Source organism: Shewanella sp. CG12_big_fil_rev_8_21_14_0_65_47_15 (assembly GCF_002783505.1).
GTDB lineage: Bacteria > Pseudomonadota > Gammaproteobacteria > Enterobacterales > Shewanellaceae > Shewanella.
The window spans coordinates 1-19,621 of record NZ_PFGL01000061.1 but is presented as its reverse complement, the minus strand read 5'-3'; the positions used below and the strand labels follow the sequence as shown (position 1 = coordinate 19,621).

Sequence of the window (19,621 nt, the reverse complement as noted above, 5' to 3'; positions counted from 1 at the left end):
AACTCATACATAAATAAAAATGGGAACATTATAAATGTTCCCATTTTTATTGACCGCCTTTAACGTAAAGGCGGTTTATCGATAAAGATTAGTATTGCACGATAGTCGCAACGTTCATATCACCCGATTGGGTCACGCTGATGCTGTTGTTATCTCCCGCTTGAGAGCCTAACACTAAGTTGTCATTACCCGTTTGGCTGATGAGTAGGCTGTTGTTATCGCCACTCACTGCAAATGAGCTGGCCGCGAATGAACTACCGCTATCGCCACCCACCCAGTTACCACTGCCTGATTGAGTGATTTGCGCTGAGTTTTCATCGCCTTCGATAATTAAATCGATAAGGTTCAGATCGCCATTGTGTTGCAGTGCGGTCACATCGGCATTGTTGTTACCTGCCACAGTGATAATAGTTTCGTTTTGACCGCCATCCTGCTCCACATCGACTTCGTTGTCGTTACCCGTTGCATCGACATAGGCAAAGTTGACATCGCCTTCTTGGCTGATTTCAATGCTGTTGTCTTCACCGGTTGCGAAGGCAACGAGTTCGTTGTTATCACCCTTAGAAGATAAGTCGAAGTCGTTGTCGGTGCCATAAGCACCAAAGGTGGCGAAGTTAGTATCGCCGCGCTGTTTTAAGTCAACGTCGTTGCTATCACCCCATACTTGGAACTCAGTACCGTTGCTATCACCCTTTTGTTTGATGCTGATATCGTTATCATTACCTTGAATATCGGCCACTAAGGTATCGCCTACGGTATTGCTGTCGCCGTCTTGGGCGATATCGACACTGTTATCATCCCCCGTCGTCATTGATAGGTAAGCCGTATTGCTGTTACCTTCTTGTTTCATGGTGATATCGTTGTCACTGCCTGCGAGGGCGTAAACGAAGCCCACATGGCTGTCACCCTTTTGGTAGATATCGATACTGTTATTATTACCCGCAACCCCTTTAGCCGCGCCAAAGTTGCTGTTACCAATCTGTTCAACGGAAACATCGTTGTTGTTGCCAACGTTAGCAGTCAGATCGAGTGCAATTAAACCCGCTTGGTTATTGTCACCGTATTGCTTGATGTCGCCGTCGTTGTTATTACCCTCAACGCGGAATACGGCTAAGTTGGTATCCCCCTCTTGCTCAACAAAGGCACTATTTTCGTTGCCAGTGATTTCAACATAACTTTCGTTGACTTCACCTAATTGGCTTACTGAAATGAGGTTATCGCTACCCGTTACATCGTTGCTGCTTTGGTTATAGAAACCATCCTGGGTCACTTCGGCTTCGTTGTTATTGCCAGTGACATTAACACTTGCCACATGCCAATCGGTTTGTTGGCTAACAGTCACATCGTTCGCATCGCCCGTTGAGTTAACTTGGGCTTCATGCCATACCCCATCCTGCAGCACTGTTGCAGTTTGGTCGTTACCGGTTTGTACAACTGTAGTGGCATTGAGCAGACCCGTTTGAGCGACGAGTGCCTCTTGGCTTTGGCCTGTTTGGGTAACACCTATGTCGCTGACGACACTCGCTGCCAGTGCATGACCGCTTAAACCTGCCGTGATCGCTAAAGCAATTAATGACTTTTTAGCTTGTGATTTCATGTGACTCTCCCTGTTTAATATTGAGTAATTGTGATTGCAGCACCGTCTGCAATCTGCTCGATCGAAAAATTGCCGCTTCCTAGTTGGTTCAATTGCACTAGATTGTCGTTGCCAATCTGGGTAATCGAAGCCGTATTTTGAGTGCCGACTTGCAGTAGTTGGACTTCATTATTTGAACCAATCTGAGTCACAAGTGCATGGTTATCTATGCCTACTTGTGTCACATAGGCAGCGTTATCGCTGCCGGATTGGAACAGTAAACTCTGATTAGCCGTTCCTTGCTGTACTAGGTCGATAAGATTATCGCGTCCAGAACGTTCCAGAAGAGCTTGTAGAGTGATAGGCAATTCGCTGACATCGGTTGCATGGGACAATGTCATACAACTACATAACAAGATGAGCAGTACCAAAAAGCGTGAAAATGGATTTGGCACAAAAGACCCCTTGTATGCATAGGTGGTTGGGAAGGGGTCGAATATAACCCCTTCAACTCAGGCACCAAGGTACGAGCCCCAGTGGGGAGAGACAATCGGCCGAAAGGGTATTTATTTACCTAAGTGAGAGTTAAATCTCAGCGGGATTATCTCTGGCTAATCAATTGAATCTAAAATTATTTGTGTAGGGTTTGTGGTGGGATTTGGGATTTTATCTAGCCAACTAGGTCTAGTAGTTAAGTCGTATTTACTCAGCTGCGTCTTTTTTAAGTTGAAACATTATGGCAACAATTTACGGGCAAACACATCGGTTATTACCCTGTCAGCCCTCTTTTTCCTAACGTTATTGGAGGACGCTGCGGGATTGTGGTGCCGGAACCTCAAAGTAAAGGACTATAGGAAATTTGTTATGTCGATAAAACTCTCACCACTGGCCCTAGCAATTGCGGGTGCGATGACGTTTTCAGCGTTACCCGCGATGGCTAAGGATGCCCCTGTCTACGAAAAAGACTCAATTCTTGTGGTGTACAAAGACAATGCCACCAAGGCGGAGCGAACCGCTGCCCAGCGATTAATTCGCGGCACCTTAACCGACGCTAATGCCGATGGTGTGGATGATAAGTTCAGCCACCTATTAAACGGAAAATTGGCCCGTTTGGCACTGCGTAAAGGTGCCAATATTGAAGATGCCATTAAGGTGATAAGCCGCCATCCCGCAGTGAAATATGCCGAACCTAACTACATTCTCAAGGCGATTGGTACCCCAGATGACCCGAATTTTGCGAGCCTCTGGGGCATGAATAATAGCGGCCAGAGTGGTGGCAGCGCCGATGCCGATATCGATGCGGTGGAAGCATGGGATATCACCACTGGGAGTGCCGATGTGGTAGTCGGTGTGATCGACACGGGTGTGGATTATAACCACACAGATCTGCAAGCCAATATGTGGGTCAATATGGGCGAAATTGCAGGCAATGGCGTGGATGACGACGGCAACGGTGTGATTGATGATATTCACGGTTACAGCGCCGTGAATGATAACGGTAATCCCATGGACGGCAACGGCCACGGCACCCATGTATCCGGTACTATTGGTGCTAAGGGGAATAACGGTGTCGGTGTGGTGGGGGTGAACTGGGACGTCAAGATTGCCGCCTGTCAATTCCTCGATGCGGGCGGTTCTGGATCGACTGCCGGAGCGATTGCTTGTATTGATTATTTTACCAATCTTAAAGTGAATCATGGGGTCGATATTAAAGCCACCAACAACTCTTGGGGTGGCGGCGGCTTTAGCCAAGCCTTGAAGGATGCCATCGATGCTGGCGGTGAGGCGGGCATTCTGTTCGTGGCGGCGGCGGGTAACGATGCCGTCGATAATGATGCAAGCCCACACTATCCCTCAAGTTATGATTCCGATGTTGTGCTGTCGATCGCCAGTACCGATCGCAACGATCATATGTCTGATTTCTCCCAGTGGGGATTAACGAGTGTGGATATGGGCGCGCCCGGCTCGGCGATCCTGTCGACGGTTCCTGGTGGTGCTTACGCTACCTATTCAGGCACATCCATGGCGACGCCTCATGTAACTGGTGCCGCGGCACTCGTGTGGTCACTCAACCCCGATTTAACGCCAGTGGAGATGAAAGCACTGTTGATGGCCTCCGGCGATGCCAACGCCGATTTAACCGGTAAAACCGTCGCCGGAACCCGTCTCAATGTGGCGAATGCCCTCGAGCAGGCTAATCCCTCACCAAGTTATAAGTTTACCGTGTCACCGGCATCACAATCGGTCGAAGCGGGGAGCGCTGCAAGCTACAACTTCAGTGTGGGCAGTGTGGCCGGTTGGGATGGTAACGTTGCATTGACTGTCAGTGTTTCACCTGCACTCGAAGGTGTGTCTTTATCGACATCAACCGTTTCTGCGGGTGGTTCATTTACCTTAGACGTTGCGACAAGCGCACAAACGGCTTGGGGTGATTACAGTATTACGGTAACGGGCAATGACGGTACGGTTGAGAAATCTAAAGTGGTTTCCCTCAACGTCTTCCCGCAAGGCTTAAATGACTTTAGTTATGGCAATGAGAACTCTGTCGCCATTCCGGATAACAACAGCAATGGCATTGTCAGCACCATTGAAGTGGCCGATGATGTGCAGATTTTTGCTGTCACCGCCGATGTGAATATCAGCCATACATGGATTGGTGATCTACGAGTGGTGTTAACCTCTCCAGCGGGAACTGAAGTAGTGTTACATAACCGTGATGGTGGTAGTGCCGACAATATCGTTAAGAGTTGGGACTTAAGTGCATTTGACGGTGAGAATGCACAGGGGACTTGGTCCTTAGCTGTGGATGATAATGCTGGTGCCGATACCGGAACACTCAACAATTGGGGCCTTGTTATCAGTGGTTTAGGCGAAGCTTCGCCTGCCGCACCCGTTGCAGGTTTTGAGTTTGCCGTCGAAGGGTTAAGCGTTGGTTTTACTAACACTAGTACCGATGCAAACGATGACATCGTGGGTTATAGCTGGAACTTTGGTGATGGCTCAAGTTCAACAGAAACGAATCCAAGCCATGTGTTTGCCGCAGCGGGCACTTACACAGTCGCTTTAACTGTGACGGATGCGCAAGAGCACAGCAACACTGTCACCATGGAAGTGCAAGTCTATGCACACAGCATCAATGCTGAGGTCACGCGTGCGTTAGTCTCACGCCGTGGCAGCGCTATGGTCGATATAGTATGGGACAGTGCCTTAGGTGAAACCGTTGCGATTTATCGTGATGGTGAACGGGTGGCGACCACTGAAAATGATGGTAACTACCGCGATCGTTTCACAACCACAGCAAGCAGTGTGACTTACCAAGTGTGCGAAACGGAAGGGACTTTGTGTTCTGCCCCTATCGTGGCTCAATTCTAAGGGCAAATTTTGAATGCAAGGCGACCTTAGGGTCGCCTTTTCTATTACAGGGATTATTCGGGCTCCGTCTCGGTAAGGATTTGGGTTTTCCGGGCGGATAATTGTTGCATCACTGTATCGTTGTTGAGGATCAGGCCATTGAAGTGGTCATTAATATTATTCACTTGGCTGAGATAGTCCGGATCATCTTTTGCTTTGTTACGCCAATAGCGTTGACGCTCTAGCTTTTGTAGTTCGCTAATCTTAAGTATCTCGAAGTAGCTGTTTTCCTGCTTAAGACGATAGAGTTCTCCGTCGAGTAATTGCAGTAGTTTTTCCCTGGAGAGGGTTTGATTATTGAGCAGGGCTTGCAGCGGAACGACTGGCTTTTCTTGTTTGTCTGAATCGATTTCTGTGACTATACCCAGCTGGTACTCAAGTTTGTGTTGGCTATATTCCTGCGGGCAGGCGGTTTGGCTAAAGACAATCTTGTCGTCTTTACGGCATTTATAGACAGTATTGGCCTGGGCCACTGTCGGTAGCATTACGCAAATAAGGGTCAATATGAGTCTAGCCATTCGACTACAAATCCTTTGTATATTGGGTGATAGCTTCACTTATCGTATCGGCATGGTGGTTGATGGAATTTGAGCCGTTGTACTATAAGAAACACTATAGTTGGCGTGAGCCTATAACAGCAGGTTTAGTTGTTACTTAGTGTTAACATCTGCCATTACTATGGCGTAAGTTTAAAAATAACACCAGTTTTTTGACTATGGATATTTTTTGACGTTAGCCTTATTGAGCACCCAATTGGGATGCAGCGCTTAGGCATAAAAAAAGGAGCCGAAGCTCCTTTTCACTGGGTTTGTACCATTAACGGTCAAATCTTAAGTTATCGATAAGGCGAGCCTTACCTAAATAAGCTGCCGCTAAGATCACCAGCGCTTTATCCTGGGGTTCTGCTTTGGCTAAGGTATCGGCGTGGCGCACTTCCAAGTAATCCGGCGTAAAGCCTGCCGCGACTAGACTGGCTTTCGCTAGGCTAATGACATGCTCGATAGTCTCACCCTGTAAAATCCCCTGCGCCATGGTATCTATGGCTTTCTTAAGCGCGGGCGCAGCGGCTTTTTCTTCGGCGGTTAAATAACCATTGCGCGAACTCATGGCGAGGCCAGAATCTTCCCGTATGGTATCAACCCCTATGATTTCAATCGGTAATGATAAATCCTCAACCATAGTTTTGATGACCAAGAGTTGTTGATAATCTTTATTACCGAATAGCGCCACATCGGGCTGCACTATGTTAAACAGTTTACAGACGATAGTGGCAACACCGCGGAAATGCCCAGGACGACTCGCGCCGCAGAGCACATCGGAAATACCTGGTACTTCGACATAGGTTTGTTGTGCCAATCCCTTGGGATAGATAATGGCAGGCGTCGGCGTGAAGAGCAGCTTCGCTCCCGCAGCGCTGAGTGCTTGGCTGTCGGCTTCCAGTGTGCGTGGGTAGGCATCGAGATCTTCGTTCTGGCCAAATTGCATTGGATTGACAAAAATCGATACCACCACATGGTCACACTTTTGTGCCGCTTGCTTCACTAAGGTGATATGTCCCTGATGGAGATTGCCCATGGTGGGCACGAAGGCGACGGTTTCGCCCTTGGCACGCCATGCACGCACTTGGGTGCGAATATCATCAATATGGGTGCTAGTGATCATTGAGCCTTACCTTGCATAAATCGGTTATTTGTTAAAAGTGTGTTCTTCGCCAGGAAAAGTTCCTTGGGCAACTTCGTCGATATAGGCGCGCACGGCCGAACGAATTTCACCGGTTTGTTTTAGGTAGTTTTTCGAGAAACGTGGAATATAACCACTTGAAATACCTAACACATCATGCATCACTAAAATTTGCCCATCGGTCGATGCACCGGCACCAATCCCAATAACAGGAATCGTTAAGGCTTGAGTGATCGCCGCGGCGAGTGGCGCGGGAATGCATTCCACAACCAAAAGTTGAGCACCGGCCGCTTCTAACGCTTTTGCTTCATCGAGGATGCGCTGGGCATTTTCGGCGTCGCGGCCTTGGACTTTAAAACCACCAAACACATGGACTGACTGAGGCGTTAAGCCTAAGTGAGCACACACGGGAATACCGCGTTCGGTGAGCTTAGTGACGGTTTCGAGTAACCAGTGTCCACCTTCGACTTTGACCATATTGGCGCCCGCTTGCATCAACTCGGTGGCGTTCACCATAGCTTGCTCTGGTGTGGCGTAACTCATAAACGGCATATCGGCGATCAGCAGGGCACGTTCGATACCGCGACGAACACAGCGAGTATGGTAGGCGATATCGGCAGTGGTCACGGGCAGGGTATCATCATGGCCTTGGAGAACCATTCCCAAAGAATCGCCGACCAGCAGCACATCGACACCTTCGCTATCGAAGGCGCTGGCAAAACTGGCATCATAGGCTGTCAGTGCCGTGAATTTTCTACCTTCCTGTTTGTACTTCAACAGGGTTGAGCTAGTAATTTTAGACATATGGATGATCTTCAAACCAAATAGAAGTGGTGTTATAAGCTAACTGGGGACGGACTTCAATGATCAATGCCCAGTTGTTGTAACTCGGCCAAGATATTTTCACTGATAAGACTGGCAAGGGGCGTCTTACAGGGCAGGATAAGATCGGGAGCGATTGCGGCCAGTGGAACCAGCACAAAACTGCGTTCCTTCATACCGTAATGGGGGACTTTAAGCCTAGGCTCATCGATGATTTCATCGCCATATAATAGTAAGTCGAGATCTAAGGTTCTCGGCCCCCAGCGTTCCTTACGCACTCGTCCCTGTGTGTTTTCAATCTGTTGTAGGGCATCGAGTAGGGCCAACGGTGCGAGATCCGTTTCAAAACTGGCGACCGCATTGACATAGTCGGGTTGGACGACATCCCCCATGGGCGCCGAGCGATAATAGGGGGAAACCTTTAGGCTATTTCCCAGTGCAAGGGCGGACAAGGCAGCGGTGGCGTTGTCCAATTGCGTCTTGGGATCCTCAAGATTAGCCCCTAGGGCGACAAACACTCGGGTCATTATTCTGCGGCTTTCGCTTTAGGTGTGCTGGGTCGACGGCGACGGCGCTGAGTAGCGTTACGATTACGATTCCCTGGCGCCTTGTTACCGCTGCGCGCAATGGTTAAACGCTCGGTTTCATCGGCTTCGACAAACAGTTGCCACCAGGCGGCGCTCTTAGCGATATTACCGCCCTCGGCTTCGCCCCTAAGTAGTAGCAAGTCATAGGCGGCCCTAAATTTGGGATGTTCCATCAATTTAAAGGCGCGAGTGCCTTGGCTGCGTTCAAAGCGTAACTGCAACTGCCAAATGTCTTTCGCTGGCGTACTAAAACGGCGCGGAATACTGATGGTTTGGCATTGCTGCTCCATCACATCGCCCATGGCGGCGAAAAAGGCATCGTATAACGTCAGGCCGCTTTCAACGGCAATATCTTCGGCGCGTTGGCGCAGTGGATACCAGAGAATGGCGGCATAGAAGAAGGAGGGGGTGACGGGTTTATCTTCGTTTACCCGTGTGTCAGTGCTCTTCATGATGGCCTGCACCATCTTCATCGCTGGACCCTTTGGATCTTCTTTGAGTACCGCATCGACCTGTGGAAACAGCGGTGCGAATAGCTTGTATTCCTGCATCATGTCGAAGTTTGCCAGGGCTTTACCTGCAAAGAAGAGCTTGAGCACTTCTTCATACATGCGTGCGGCGGGAATGTCCTTTAACAGCGGGGCCAACTGTCTGATGGGCTTAGCGGTCACATCTTCGATACCCATGCTGAGTTTAGTGGCGAAACGCACCGCCCTTAGCATACGCACGGGATCCTCACGGTAACGGGTTTCTGGATCGCCAATTAATCTTAATGTGCCCTCTTTGAGATCGCTTATCCCACCACCGTAGCTGCGAATCGAATAATCGCTGATATCGTAATAGAGCGCATTGACGGTAAAGTCGCGGCGCTCGGCATCTTCGTCGATTTCGCCATAGACGTTATCCCGCAGCAAACGTCCTTCGGCATTGGCCTTAGAGACTTTTTCATTACTTTCGCCATGGTGACCACGGAAAGTCGCTACTTCGATGACATCGCGGCCAAAGACGATATGGGCAAGGCGGAAACGACGGCCAACGACGCGGCAATTGCGAAACAGTTTTTTGATTTCCTCTGGCGTTGCATTAGTCACAACGTCGAAATCCTTTGGCTCGAGCCCGAGGAGTAAATCACGCACACCGCCACCGACTAAATAGGCTTGAAAGCCAGATTTATTTAGTCTGTACAATACTTTAAGTGCATTTTCGCTAATTTGTTTGCGGGAGATGGAATGAGCATCTCTTGGCACTAACTCCAAGCTTAAGGTACCGGAAGAAACTTCAGGGATTTGGGGTTCAATCTGAGCTGGAGTCGGAGCGGTCGTTTTAGGCGCGTCTTCAAATAGCTGCTTGCAGAATTGGCTGATACGGCGAAAAATGGGACACCTCGAAATGTGATCTGTTATGTGATTAAAAATCTGGCGGCTATCATATACCAAATGCGGCCTAATGAGTATATCAGGGCTCGATCAGTATCTCAGATTGTTGCGGTATAGTGGATAATTGAAACTGATCCACGGCTTGCTCAAGCATTTTTGCCGCACAAGCATGCTGTTCAACGCGCCTTTGCCCTAAAAATGCCAGCGCCGCATTTAGACTGGCTTGGGGATGTTGTTTATCTATGGCCTGTGCATGGTTTTGTTTTGAAAGTTTAAATCCAGGTGTGAGGCAGGCGAGTGGCAAGTGTAGCCACTCGGGCGCCGTTAAACCAAAGGTCTGATATAGGCTCAATTGGCGGCAACTGGCCTCGATTAAATCACATCCGCGCACCACTTCGGTGATCCCTTGATAGGCGTCATCTAGCACTACTGCGAGCTGATAGGCATACAAGCCATCGCTGCGCTTAATGATAAAATCCTCCGCGGCAAATGGGGTATCGACACAGATATGACCCATTAGATTGTCATCAAATTCTTGCACTTGCGCCGTATTGACTATCCGCACTGCGCCGAATGTGTGGGCTTGTAGCAATCGGTGACAACGGCCATCGTAGATACCGCCCATGGCTTGAATTTGTTTGCGGCTACATTGGCAGAAATAGGCTTTATTCTGGGCAAGCAGCGAATCGATTTGCGCTTGATAGGCTTCGGTGCGCTGGCTTTGATATAGCACGGCGCCATCCCATTCCAAACCATAGGCTTCTAAGGTGCGTAAAATATCGTCCGCAGCGCCTTTGATCTCCCGTGGGGGATCAATATCTTCGATACGAATAAGCCATTGGCCACCGAGGGAACGGGCCCGTAAATAGCTACCAAGGGCGGCGATCAGTGAGCCAAAATGCAGTGCACCCGAGGGAGAGGGCGCAAAACGGCCGACATAGGGTCGGTTAGAAGTATTAAGCGTTAATGGCATAGGCATAACATCTAGGCTGAGTGTCGGAATCGCGCTAGCAAAAGTGCGGGTATTTTAGAGGGAGACAAAGATAAAAGCGAATTATGGAATAAAATGAAGTGAACGTGGCTTAACTAGATGAATGACCTAGTCTTTAGAAACAACAAGTAGGCGGGGAGTCCCCGCCCAGTTCGGCAGCTTAACCCGCCATTTGTTTCTCTTTGATCTCTGCAAGGGTTTTACAGTCGATACATTGATCGGCCGTTGGACGCGCTTCGAGACGGCGGATGCCGATTTCGATACCACAGGAATCACAGAAGCCGAAATCGTCTTCTTCGATTTTTTGCAGTGTTTTTTCGATCTTCTTGATCAGCTTACGTTCTCTGTCGCGGGCACGAAGTTCGAGACTGAACTCTTCTTCCTGCGCTGCACGGTCAACAGGATCGGGAAAGTTTGCTGCCTCATCCTGCATGTGACTCAGAGTACGATCGACCTCTTCACGCAACTGATTGCGCCAAGCTTCAAGAATTGTCTTGAAGTGACCCAGTTGCTTAGCGTTCATATACTCCTCACCCGGCTTTTCCTGGTAGGGACTTACACCTGCGATAGCGAGTACGCCAAGTTTTTTGGTGCCTTCAGGCATAACGCATCTCCTGTAATCATTTGCGTTTGTAGGGCGTCCTTAAGAACGGCCGCTATCTATATCAGAATCTTTACAACGAGGCAAATTTTTCGGTTCGCCTTCACTGAAATTTATGACTATGTTCGCTAATTGAATTTAATTTTAAATTTACTGGATCTTAACATCATACTCGGACTGTGCATGCTTGGGCTAGGTGTATCTCTGTAGGGGATATTTCGCAGCGATAGGCCAAGATTTCAACTCCTGCAAAAACCGCCATTTTCAGTAGCTTAGCATATTCAGGATCGATATGCTCCGCGGGGGCGACACTGTCGATCTGAGTGTGTTGTACCACAAAAAGCAACACGGCTCTGTGCCCAAGACTGGCCATTTGCATCAATTCCCGCAAATGTTTTTGGCCGCGTAGGCTCACCGCATCGGGGAAATAACCCTGTTCCCCTTCGAGCAAAGTACAACTTTTGACTTCTATATAACAGGTGGGTTTTTGAGCAGCTTCGAGCAAGAGATCGATGCGACTATTTTCATCACCATATTTGACTTCACGCCTTAGGCTGTCATAGCCCGAGAGTTCGCTAATCATGTCCTTTTTAATCGCTTCCTCCACCAACGCATTGGCATTCCCCGAATGTATGCCAATGAGCCCACCCTCTGGGGTGCCCATCAGCTCCCAGGTGTGGGCATATTTGCGTTTAGGATTGGCGGAGGTGGAGAACCAGACTGGCTCGCCGGGAAAGAGGCAATTGCGCATCGAGCCCGTATTGGGGCAGTGGACGGTGATTTCATCTCCGTTTTCAAGTTGAACATCGGCGAGAAAGCGCTTGTAACGCCTGAGTAATTTTCCCTGCTCTAGTGCTGGAGTAAAGCGCATGCCCTTAACCTATCTCGATAACCATTAGCCCCAAAGACTAGCAAATTTCGCAAATGTTTACAGATTTTACCTGAGTAACTTTCGCCAATCGCTTTGCGTCACAGGCGGCTAGCAGTACACTGCGGCGATAAAGTTTGTTCTAAATAGTGCTAAAACGAATCGAAAAATAAGGATCCCTAATGAGTGAACTAAAAGTGACCGACATAATGAAAGTGCGACTCACAAAAGAAACCGCCGCAGCCCACTGGGGCAAGGCCGATGTGACTTTTAGCGTCGATGGTGCGCAAATTCATTTAGCGGGCGGCGATGAGCTGCGCCAAATTCAAATGGCGGCGCGTAAGCTGCGTAGCCAAGGTATTAGCAGCGTTGCATTGGAAGGACAACTTTGGGATCTCAACAGTCAATGGGTGTTTGCCCAAGGTTTCGCGACGGCCAAAACAGGCTATCAAATCCATTGGTGTGGTGATGAGTCTGTACAAGCCGAATTACAGCGCCGACTGGATGTGGCCACCTTTGCCCGTCAACTGATCAACGATACGCCTGAAAACCTATCGCCAGTGAAACTGGCCCAACAAGCGGCCAAATGGTTGGCCGAAGTCGGTGGTAACCAGGTGAGCTATCGTATCGTCGAAGGCGAAGCACTGCTCGAAGAACAGTGGATTGGTATCCATGCCGTGGGCCGCGGCAGTGAGCGTCCACCAGCAATGTTAGAATTAGACTTCAACCCATTAGCCGCCGATGCACCCGTGTCTGTAGCCTTAGTGGGTAAAGGCATTACCTTCGATTCCGGCGGTTACAGCATCAAAGCCTCCGAAGGCATGTTAGGCATGAAATGCGATATGGGCGGCGCGGCGACTGTGACCGCAGCACTTGGTTTAGCGATCAAATCTGGCCTCAACAAACGCGTTAAACTCTTCTTATGTTGTGCTGAAAACTTGATCAGCGGCCGCGCCTATAAGTTGGGTGATATTCTGACCTACAAAAATGGTGTAACAGTTGAAGTGGTGAACACAGATGCGGAAGGGCGCTTAGTGTTGGCCGATGGTCTACAAGCGGCCTCTGCCACGGGCGCACCTTTTATTATCGATGCAGCGACCCTGACAGGTGCCGCTGTGATGGCGGTGGGTTCTAACTACAACGCGATTTTCTCGCCACAGACTGATGTGTTGCAACTGGCTCAGCAAAAGGCCACTAGCGTTGCCGAGCGTGTATGGCCGCTGCCGCTGGATCCTTGGCACAAAGAAATGTGTCCATCTGCCTATGCTGACACAGCCAACAGCCGCGCAATGAAAGGCGGCGGTGCGGGCGGAGCTTCTAATGCCGCCGGTTTCCTATGGCGTTTCGTGTCACCCGAAGCTCAATGGCTACATGTCGATTTAGCGGGTGCTTTTGAAGATTCGGCTTCAGCACTGTGGGGCGCTGGCGCCACCACCCACGGCGTATTGACCATTAGTGAATTGATTAAAGGCTAAGCCTAGCTTTGGGCCTAGCGTGTTAGCTAAGGCCCATTAAGTTTTTGCTGACGGGATTAAAACCGCCTACGGGCGGTTTTTTATTGGGAGAAATACTAGTCCAATCGTTTACTTGGCGTTTATACGGCTTCATGGCATGTTACGGCAGAGATGTTTTATCAGGAAACGTGATGATAACAATACGAAAAGCGACTAAAGCCGATGCTCAGGCCTGCTGGGATATCCGCAATGCCGCCATCAATAAAGGCTGCGCCGGATTCTATGCTGCGGGCGATCTGCATATTTGGACCGCAGGCGAACTGACCGAGCAATTTAGTCGTATCGTCGATGCGCATTTTTATGTGGCAGAACACGCCAGTGACGAGCCGCCGCTTAAGAGAGTGGTCGGTATGGTCATGTTAGATGAACCCTACGCCCAGTTAGAAGCACTTTTTGTCTCCCCCGATGCTATGGGGTTAGGTGTCGGTAAAGTGCTGCTGCAATTTATTGAAACTATGGCTTTTAATCAAGGTATTGCCCAGCTGAGATTAGAATCGACCTTGAATGCGGTGGATTTCTATCGCCACTGTGGTTTTGGTGGTGAAGGTTTGGAGGAGGAGTCAATCTACTGCTCACCCCGAGGCATAGCCTTAGAGTGTTGGGTGATGTATAAGAATTTAGGACGGTCTTCGGCCTGCTAAAACGCCGCGCCTACGGATAACGGCACGCCGCTTTGCGGCTACAGAACGTCACTTTGTGACTCACGGTTTACTGAATGGGCTTTGCCCTTACGGTGAGCGCAGCGTTCTGTGAGTGAGTTTACGAACGTTCTGTTTTCCTAGAACCTATTTTGTGGGAGGTTGCTGACATACCCAAGGGAATCAACAGATCAAGCATGGAAGTGGAATTAACTGCTAAAAATTGTTTTGAAGGTTGCTGACATACTCAAGGGAATCAAGAGATCAAGCATGGATGTGGAATTAACTGCTAAAAATTGTTTTGAAGGTTGCTGACATACTCAAGGGAATCAACAGATCAAGATGGGGGAATTAACTCCCAAGAGTATGCCAACTATCGTTCTTTCGCCTGAAATCCCGATGCCGATAAGATTAGCTGCTATGGCTTAAATCAAGCTTAATCAATTGCTAAAAAAGACTTTATTTCATTAGCCTTTAGTCAAACTCAACCTACAATCCCCACGGCCTTAGTTTGCTTCAGGGGTGTTGAGTTGTTGGCGTTTCTCCATCAAATCCTTAATCAAAGGTGTGAGGATCAACTCCATGGCGAGGGACATTTTGCCGCCGGGGACGACTAAGGTGTTAACCCGCGACATAAAGGAGCCTTGGATCATACTGAGGTAATAGGGGAAATCGACATTGTTGATACCGCGGAAACGGATCACCACAAAGCTCTCGTCTAGGCTAGGAATATCTTTTGCACTGAAAGGGTTAGAGGTATCCACCGTCGGCACCCGTTGGAAGTTGATATGGGTGCGCGAGAACTGTGGCGTCATGTGTTTAATATAATCGTCCATACTGCGGACAATCGAGCCCATGACCTTTTCGCGGCTATGGCCGCGTTCCGACGTGTCGCGAATGATCTTCTGGATCCACTCTAAGTTAACTATGGGCACCATGCCGATAAGCAAATCCACATGTTGGGCGACATTGGCATCCGCCGTCACTACGCCGCCGTGTAGACCTTCGTAATAGAGCATATCGGTATTTTCTGGGAGCGGCCGCCATTGGGTAAAAGTGCCGGGCATTTGATTAAAGGGCACCGCCTCGTCAAAGGTGTGTAAATAGCTGCGGGTTTCACCTTGGCCTGTGGCGCTATAATCGCGAAAGCATTGTTCTAAACGGGCAAAGTTATTGGCCTCAGGGCCGAAGTAACTGAGGTTGCGATTTTCGGCCTGGGATTTACGGATCATCACTTCCATTTCGGCGCGGGTGTAATGGTGAAAACTGTCCCCTTCGACAAAGGCGGCATTGATCCCGAGTTGGCGAAAAATATGGCTAAAGGCCGTTGTCGTTGTAGTGGTTCCAGCACCGGACGAGCCGGTCACTGCAATAATGGGATGTTTTGCTGACATTTTTTCTACCTAGCTGGGAACCAAAAGAGCCGCTTATGGCAAGCGATAAAACCACGAGTTCTATTTATACGGTACAGTGGCAGTGTGGGTCAATCTTGCCGCTTGGTAATTTGATCAGCGGGGCGTATCGCAAAGGATTCGTCATCCTCACTGTATTCTAACACTAACTTTCTTAGCTTAAGTGCTTGTTGACATTGGACTATCGCTTGGGATAATTCCTGCTCATCGAGGCTGGCAAAGCTGCCATCCTCCACTTGGCCAAACAGATATTCACGGATCAAATTGATCAATGTTTCATTTGGCAGTTGTAAAAGGGTTTCATAGGGAACAAGCATAGGGCTTCCTTGTTAATGACCATCGCCAATTAAAAAATCTAAAATGCGCCGTTCGAGATAATAACGGGGTTTCCATGGGGTGCCACCTTCGATAAAGCCGACATGGCCACCATAGGCGTGTAATTCATATTCAACCTGTTCAGACACTTGACTAGGATGCGGAATGACATCGTCTGTCATAAAGGGATCGTCCTTGGCATGCAGTATCAGTGTGGGTTTTGTGATATGGCTAACAAAGGGCAAACCACTGGCGCGGGCATAGTAGTCATCAACACCCGCAAAACCGTGTAGCGGCGCGGTGACTTTGTCGTCGAAGTCATAAAAGGTATGCAGTTGGGCGACTTGCATCTGGCTTAGGGGAAGGGTACTGGCTAAATCTGGGTCTGCTAATTTTTGACTGATCTTGTGTTGTAACTGTTTGATTAAATGGCTTTGGTACACTTTTGAAAAGCCATTCTCTAAGCGTTTGGCGCAGGCCGATAATTGTAGCGGCGCCGAGACGACGACGGCTCGGGTCAATAGGCTATCGTCTCGATATTCGCCCTGGTATTTAGTCAATACATTGCCACCTAAGCTGTAACCTACGGCGAGTAAAGGTGACTGCGGATAGGTTTGTTGCAGTTTCAATAGGCTAAACTGCAAATCATCCGTATCTCCGCTGTGGTAACTGCGGGCGAGGCGATTGCTTTCACCGGAACAACTTCTATGGTGATGCACTACCGCGGTGAGTTGTTTCTCCTTGCAGGCGAGGAGTATGCGTCTGGCATAATGTGACTGGGAACTTCCCTCTAAACCATGGATGATCACCACAATTGGCGCGCCTTCCTGTGGGGATCCTTGCCAATCTAGATCGATAAAATCCCCATCGGGTAGCTCTAGGCGTTGCCTTTGCAGCACAGGTTTGGCCACTTTAGTGAATACGGGCAAAATCGTTTGTATATGGGGACTCTTGGCCCACCAAGGCGGCATAAAGGTATTTAACATGGGATTTTATCTTGGTATCGACTATTGCTGAAAATTAAAACGTATGTTTAATTTAGATCCGCGGCTATTGTAGCACAATTGTTTATCACTAAACGTTTTAGGAGAACGAGATGAATAGACGTACCTTTTTATTGGGCACGTTTGCCGGAACGGCGGCATTAGCCCTAGGGGTCAACCTCTATTCTCCGGAGTTTAGTGTGCCCGATGAGGATGAGGCTAAAGATTATCGTCTGTTATTTAGCGTGCTCTTGCCTGTGATGCTTGAAGGGGCACTCCCCGATGTGGCGACTCACAAACTGGCGGCGCAAAACCGTACCTTAGATGCCATCAACCAATCGATTGCTGTGCTGCCGGATGAGCAGCAGGCCGAGTTATTTGAACTCTTAGCTATGCTCGAGAATCGTTTGGGGCTATTGGTGTTGACCTCGAGTATGACGCCACTGCTGCTGCGCTCACCTGCCGAGTTAACCCAAATGCTCGAAAGTTGGCGTCACAGCTATTTTGCCCTCTTGCAAACGGCTTATTTAGGTTTGAGGGAACTGGTGATGGCAAGTTATTACGCTTGCCCCGAACATTGGAGTCGTCTGCATTATGCCAAGCCAGAACTGTTTAAATAGCGAGTCCGTTTTTAACAGAATCAAATACCGAAGAATAAGCATCTTACCCGCGACAGTGGAGCACAAAACTTGGCAATCATAGATCCCATAGTGAATGGTTTAAATTCGGGTTGGTTACATACCGATGCCAGTCAACTACAAGAAAATCAAAGTTTTGAAGCTGATATCATCATTGTCGGTACCGGGGCTGGCGGTGGTGTGGCGGTGGAAATTCTCACCCAAGCCGGGCTTAGCGTGATCATGATTGAGGCGGGGCCGCTAAAATCCTCCAGCGATTTTAATATGGAAGAGCGAACCGCCTATCCCAATTTGTACCAGCAAGCCGCGGCGATGAAAACCGCCGACAAGGCCATTGGTATTTTTCAGGGCCGCGCCGTGGGTGGTTCGACAACGGTGAATTGGACGACCTCGATTCGTACCCCGACTGAGGCTTTGGCCTTTTGGGAACAACATAAGTCGGTCACAGGATTAAATCGTGAGAGTTTAGATCCCTGGTTTGAGCAGATGGAGCAGCGACTTAATATCCATGAGTGGAATTACGAACCTAACCGCAATAACGGGGCACTGAAACAAGGCTGCATCAATCTAGGTTGGGATTACACTGTTATCAAACGCAATGTGGCGGGGTGCTGGAATACGGGATATTGCGGCATGGGCTGCCCAGTCAATGCGAAACAGTCTATGTTAATCACCACCATTCCGGCGGCATTGGATAAAGGTGCGCAGCTGATCAGTCGGGCAAGAGTCGTCAAGATTGAACACCATAATGGCCAAGTATTTGCGTTAAAGGCGCAGGCGCTGGATGTGAATTTAAGGCCCACTGACGTTGAGCTGCTTTTTAAAGCTAAGCATTATATTTTGAGTGCTGGGGCGATTCACACACCGACCTTGATGATGCGCTCCCAAGTGCCCGATCCCCATAGTTTATTGGGCAAACGCACCTTCTTACATCCTACTTTGTTATCTGGTGGAGTGTTTGCCGATGCGATAAACGCCCATAGTGGCGCTCCCCAGTCTATCTACTCAGATGAATTTGTATGGCGGGATGGCGCCGAGGGGGAACTGGGGTACAAACTCGAAGTTCCACCCGTGCATCCCATCTTAATCGCTTCCAAAACCTTGGGCTATGGCACGAGCCACGCCGAGTTAATGTCGCAATTTAACCAATTGCAGGTCACTATTGCCTTAGTGAGAGATGGCTATCACCCCGACAGCCAAGGTGGACAAGTGCATTTGACTTCGACGGGTTTTGCCTTGGATTACCCACTGACCGATGCGTTTTGGCGCGCGGCGCGGCGCGCCTATGCCAGCATGGCGGAATTACAATTTTCTGCGGGTGCCTTAAAAGTCTTGCCGATCAGCGATGGTATGCCGTATCTCACCTCTTGGCAGAATGCCAAGGAAAGTATCGCCCAGATGTCACTGGCGCCACTGCGTACCGTAGTTGCCTCGGCCCATGTGATGGGCGGTTGTCCCTTTGGCGAAGATGAAAAGCTTTCTATGGTTAATAGTTACGGCCAGTCGCATTATCTTGAAAATCTGTCGGTGATGGATGGCTCTATTTTCCCCACCAGCCTTGGCGCTAACCCGCAACTGTCGATTTACGGCATCACGGCACGTAATGCCACCGCATTGGCGCAAAGGCTAACCGACGGTCGAGAGCACAAATAACTAAAGAAGAACATAGATAAATCAGCAGAGGCACATATGCAACAAGAGCATGATTTAGAAGGTGGCTGTTTATGTGGTGCCATTCGTTATCGGATTGACGGCGCGCCCTTCGATGCCGATTATTGCCATTGTCGTATGTGCCAAAAGAGCACCGGCGCCGTGTTTGGTGCCTGGATGGATTTTAAGGTGCCGCAGGTGATCTGGCTTAAGGGGAAAGTGACTGAGTTTGCTTCCTCTGATTGTGTCAGGCGGGGATTTTGCCAGCAATGTGGCTGCTCGCTCACCTACAGGCATACCCAATATCCAGACTATTTAACTTTAACTATTGCCAGCCTAGATAATCCGAGCAGTATTAAGCCGAATTACCATATTTATACCGATAATCAGGTGAGTTGGTTAACGATTGAGGATGACTGCAAACGCTATCCCCAAGGCCGCAGCACCTGACCTTGGGATTGCGAGTGCTATATACCGCAAGAAGTGTCGAGCTAAGGGATGATCAGGCCGAGTTGCTTCACATCCCCTTCACTCAGCCCAAATAAACTTAGATAACTCA

At 49.1% G+C, this 19,621-nt stretch carries 19 protein-coding genes; 6 read left to right on the top strand and 13 right to left on the bottom strand.

All coding sequences use genetic code 11. The features are described from left to right. Nucleotides 1-88: 88 nt before the first annotated feature. Nucleotides 89-1,597, bottom strand: coding sequence for a curlin (locus tag COW15_RS16195; protein WP_293633731.1), 1,509 nt, complete (start codon nucleotides 1,595-1,597; stop codon nucleotides 89-91). Nucleotides 1,598-1,611: 14 nt separating this feature from the next. Beyond that, on the bottom strand, nucleotides 1,612-2,031 hold the full coding sequence (locus COW15_RS16190; RefSeq protein WP_293633729.1) for a curlin: 420 nt from the start codon (nucleotides 2,029-2,031) through the stop codon (nucleotides 1,612-1,614). Nucleotides 2,032-2,440: 409 nt separating this feature from the next. On the opposite strand from COW15_RS16190, the gene COW15_RS16185 reads away from it, so the two are divergent. After that, nucleotides 2,441-4,948, top strand: a complete 2,508-nt coding sequence (locus tag COW15_RS16185) for a S8 family serine peptidase (protein WP_293633727.1) — start codon at nucleotides 2,441-2,443, stop codon at nucleotides 4,946-4,948. A 53-nt stretch (nucleotides 4,949-5,001) separates the two neighbouring features. Here COW15_RS16185 and COW15_RS16180 read toward each other — a convergent pair whose 3' ends face one another. From COW15_RS16180 to sfsA, 8 genes are all read right to left on the bottom strand, one after another. After that, nucleotides 5,002-5,505 carry a DUF4124 domain-containing protein gene (locus COW15_RS16180; RefSeq protein ID WP_293633725.1) on the bottom strand — a complete coding sequence of 168 codons (504 nt, stop codon included), beginning with the start codon at nucleotides 5,503-5,505 and terminating at the stop codon, nucleotides 5,002-5,004. Between the two features lie 298 nt (nucleotides 5,506-5,803). Beyond that, on the bottom strand, nucleotides 5,804-6,649 hold the full coding sequence (panC, locus tag COW15_RS16175) for a pantoate--beta-alanine ligase (protein WP_293633723.1): 846 nt from the start codon (nucleotides 6,647-6,649) through the stop codon (nucleotides 5,804-5,806). 24 nt (nucleotides 6,650-6,673) lie between these two features. Next, complete coding sequence (gene panB, locus COW15_RS16170) at nucleotides 6,674-7,471, bottom strand: 3-methyl-2-oxobutanoate hydroxymethyltransferase (RefSeq protein ID WP_293633721.1); 798 nt, start codon at nucleotides 7,469-7,471, stop codon at nucleotides 6,674-6,676. 56 nt (nucleotides 7,472-7,527) lie between these two features. Then, on the bottom strand, nucleotides 7,528-8,016 hold the full coding sequence (folK, locus tag COW15_RS16165) for a 2-amino-4-hydroxy-6-hydroxymethyldihydropteridine diphosphokinase (protein WP_293633719.1): 489 nt from the start codon (nucleotides 8,014-8,016) through the stop codon (nucleotides 7,528-7,530). Further along, nucleotides 8,016-9,512, bottom strand: coding sequence for a polynucleotide adenylyltransferase PcnB (locus COW15_RS16160; RefSeq protein WP_293633717.1), 1,497 nt, complete (start codon nucleotides 9,510-9,512; stop codon nucleotides 8,016-8,018). The genes folK and COW15_RS16160 overlap by 1 nt, the downstream gene beginning before the upstream one ends. Nucleotides 9,513-9,531: 19 nt before the next feature. Then, entirely contained in the window at nucleotides 9,532-10,431 is a 900-nt protein-coding gene (gene gluQRS, locus COW15_RS16155; protein ID WP_293633715.1) for a tRNA glutamyl-Q(34) synthetase GluQRS, read from the bottom strand. Between the two features lie 172 nt (nucleotides 10,432-10,603). Next, nucleotides 10,604-11,047, bottom strand: a complete 444-nt coding sequence (gene dksA, locus COW15_RS16150) for an RNA polymerase-binding protein DksA (protein WP_007644947.1) — start codon at nucleotides 11,045-11,047, stop codon at nucleotides 10,604-10,606. Between the two features lie 163 nt (nucleotides 11,048-11,210). Next, nucleotides 11,211-11,915 (bottom strand): DNA/RNA nuclease SfsA, encoded by a 705-nt coding sequence (sfsA, locus tag COW15_RS16145; RefSeq protein ID WP_293633689.1) that lies wholly within the window; start codon nucleotides 11,913-11,915, stop codon nucleotides 11,211-11,213. A 179-nt stretch (nucleotides 11,916-12,094) separates the two neighbouring features. Here sfsA and pepB point away from each other — a divergent pair, with 179 nt between their 5' ends. Beyond that, complete coding sequence (gene pepB, locus COW15_RS16140) at nucleotides 12,095-13,387, top strand: aminopeptidase PepB (protein WP_293633687.1); 1,293 nt, start codon at nucleotides 12,095-12,097, stop codon at nucleotides 13,385-13,387. A gap of 170 nt (nucleotides 13,388-13,557) precedes the next feature. Beyond that, entirely contained in the window at nucleotides 13,558-14,067 is a 510-nt protein-coding gene (locus COW15_RS16135; protein WP_293633685.1) for a GNAT family N-acetyltransferase, read from the top strand. Nucleotides 14,068-14,570: 503 nt separating this feature from the next. On the opposite strand, the gene COW15_RS16130 is transcribed toward COW15_RS16135, so the two are convergent. From COW15_RS16130 to COW15_RS16120, 3 genes are all read right to left on the bottom strand, one after another. Beyond that, nucleotides 14,571-15,458 (bottom strand): phosphoribulokinase, encoded by an 888-nt coding sequence (locus tag COW15_RS16130; protein ID WP_293633683.1) that lies wholly within the window; start codon nucleotides 15,456-15,458, stop codon nucleotides 14,571-14,573. An 89-nt stretch (nucleotides 15,459-15,547) separates the two neighbouring features. After that, entirely contained in the window at nucleotides 15,548-15,793 is a 246-nt protein-coding gene (locus COW15_RS16125) for a YheU family protein (RefSeq protein ID WP_293633681.1), read from the bottom strand. Between the two features lie 12 nt (nucleotides 15,794-15,805). Further along, nucleotides 15,806-16,777: a hydrolase gene (locus COW15_RS16120; RefSeq protein ID WP_293633679.1), complete on the bottom strand. Its 972-nt coding sequence runs from the start codon at nucleotides 16,775-16,777 to the stop codon at nucleotides 15,806-15,808. Between the two features lie 110 nt (nucleotides 16,778-16,887). Between COW15_RS16120 and COW15_RS16115 the strand changes: the two genes are divergently transcribed. The 3 genes from COW15_RS16115 to COW15_RS16105 all read left to right on the top strand — a co-directional run bounded on the left by COW15_RS16115 (nucleotide 16,888) and on the right by COW15_RS16105 (nucleotide 19,512). Next, complete coding sequence (locus COW15_RS16115; RefSeq protein ID WP_293633677.1) at nucleotides 16,888-17,394, top strand: TAT leader-containing periplasmic protein; 507 nt, start codon at nucleotides 16,888-16,890, stop codon at nucleotides 17,392-17,394. A gap of 69 nt (nucleotides 17,395-17,463) precedes the next feature. Continuing rightward, nucleotides 17,464-19,065 carry a GMC family oxidoreductase gene (locus COW15_RS16110; RefSeq protein ID WP_293633675.1) on the top strand — a complete coding sequence of 534 codons (1,602 nt, stop codon included), beginning with the start codon at nucleotides 17,464-17,466 and terminating at the stop codon, nucleotides 19,063-19,065. A 36-nt stretch (nucleotides 19,066-19,101) separates the two neighbouring features. Next, complete coding sequence (locus tag COW15_RS16105) at nucleotides 19,102-19,512, top strand: GFA family protein (RefSeq protein WP_293633673.1); 411 nt, start codon at nucleotides 19,102-19,104, stop codon at nucleotides 19,510-19,512. Nucleotides 19,513-19,621: the final 109 nt, after the last annotated feature.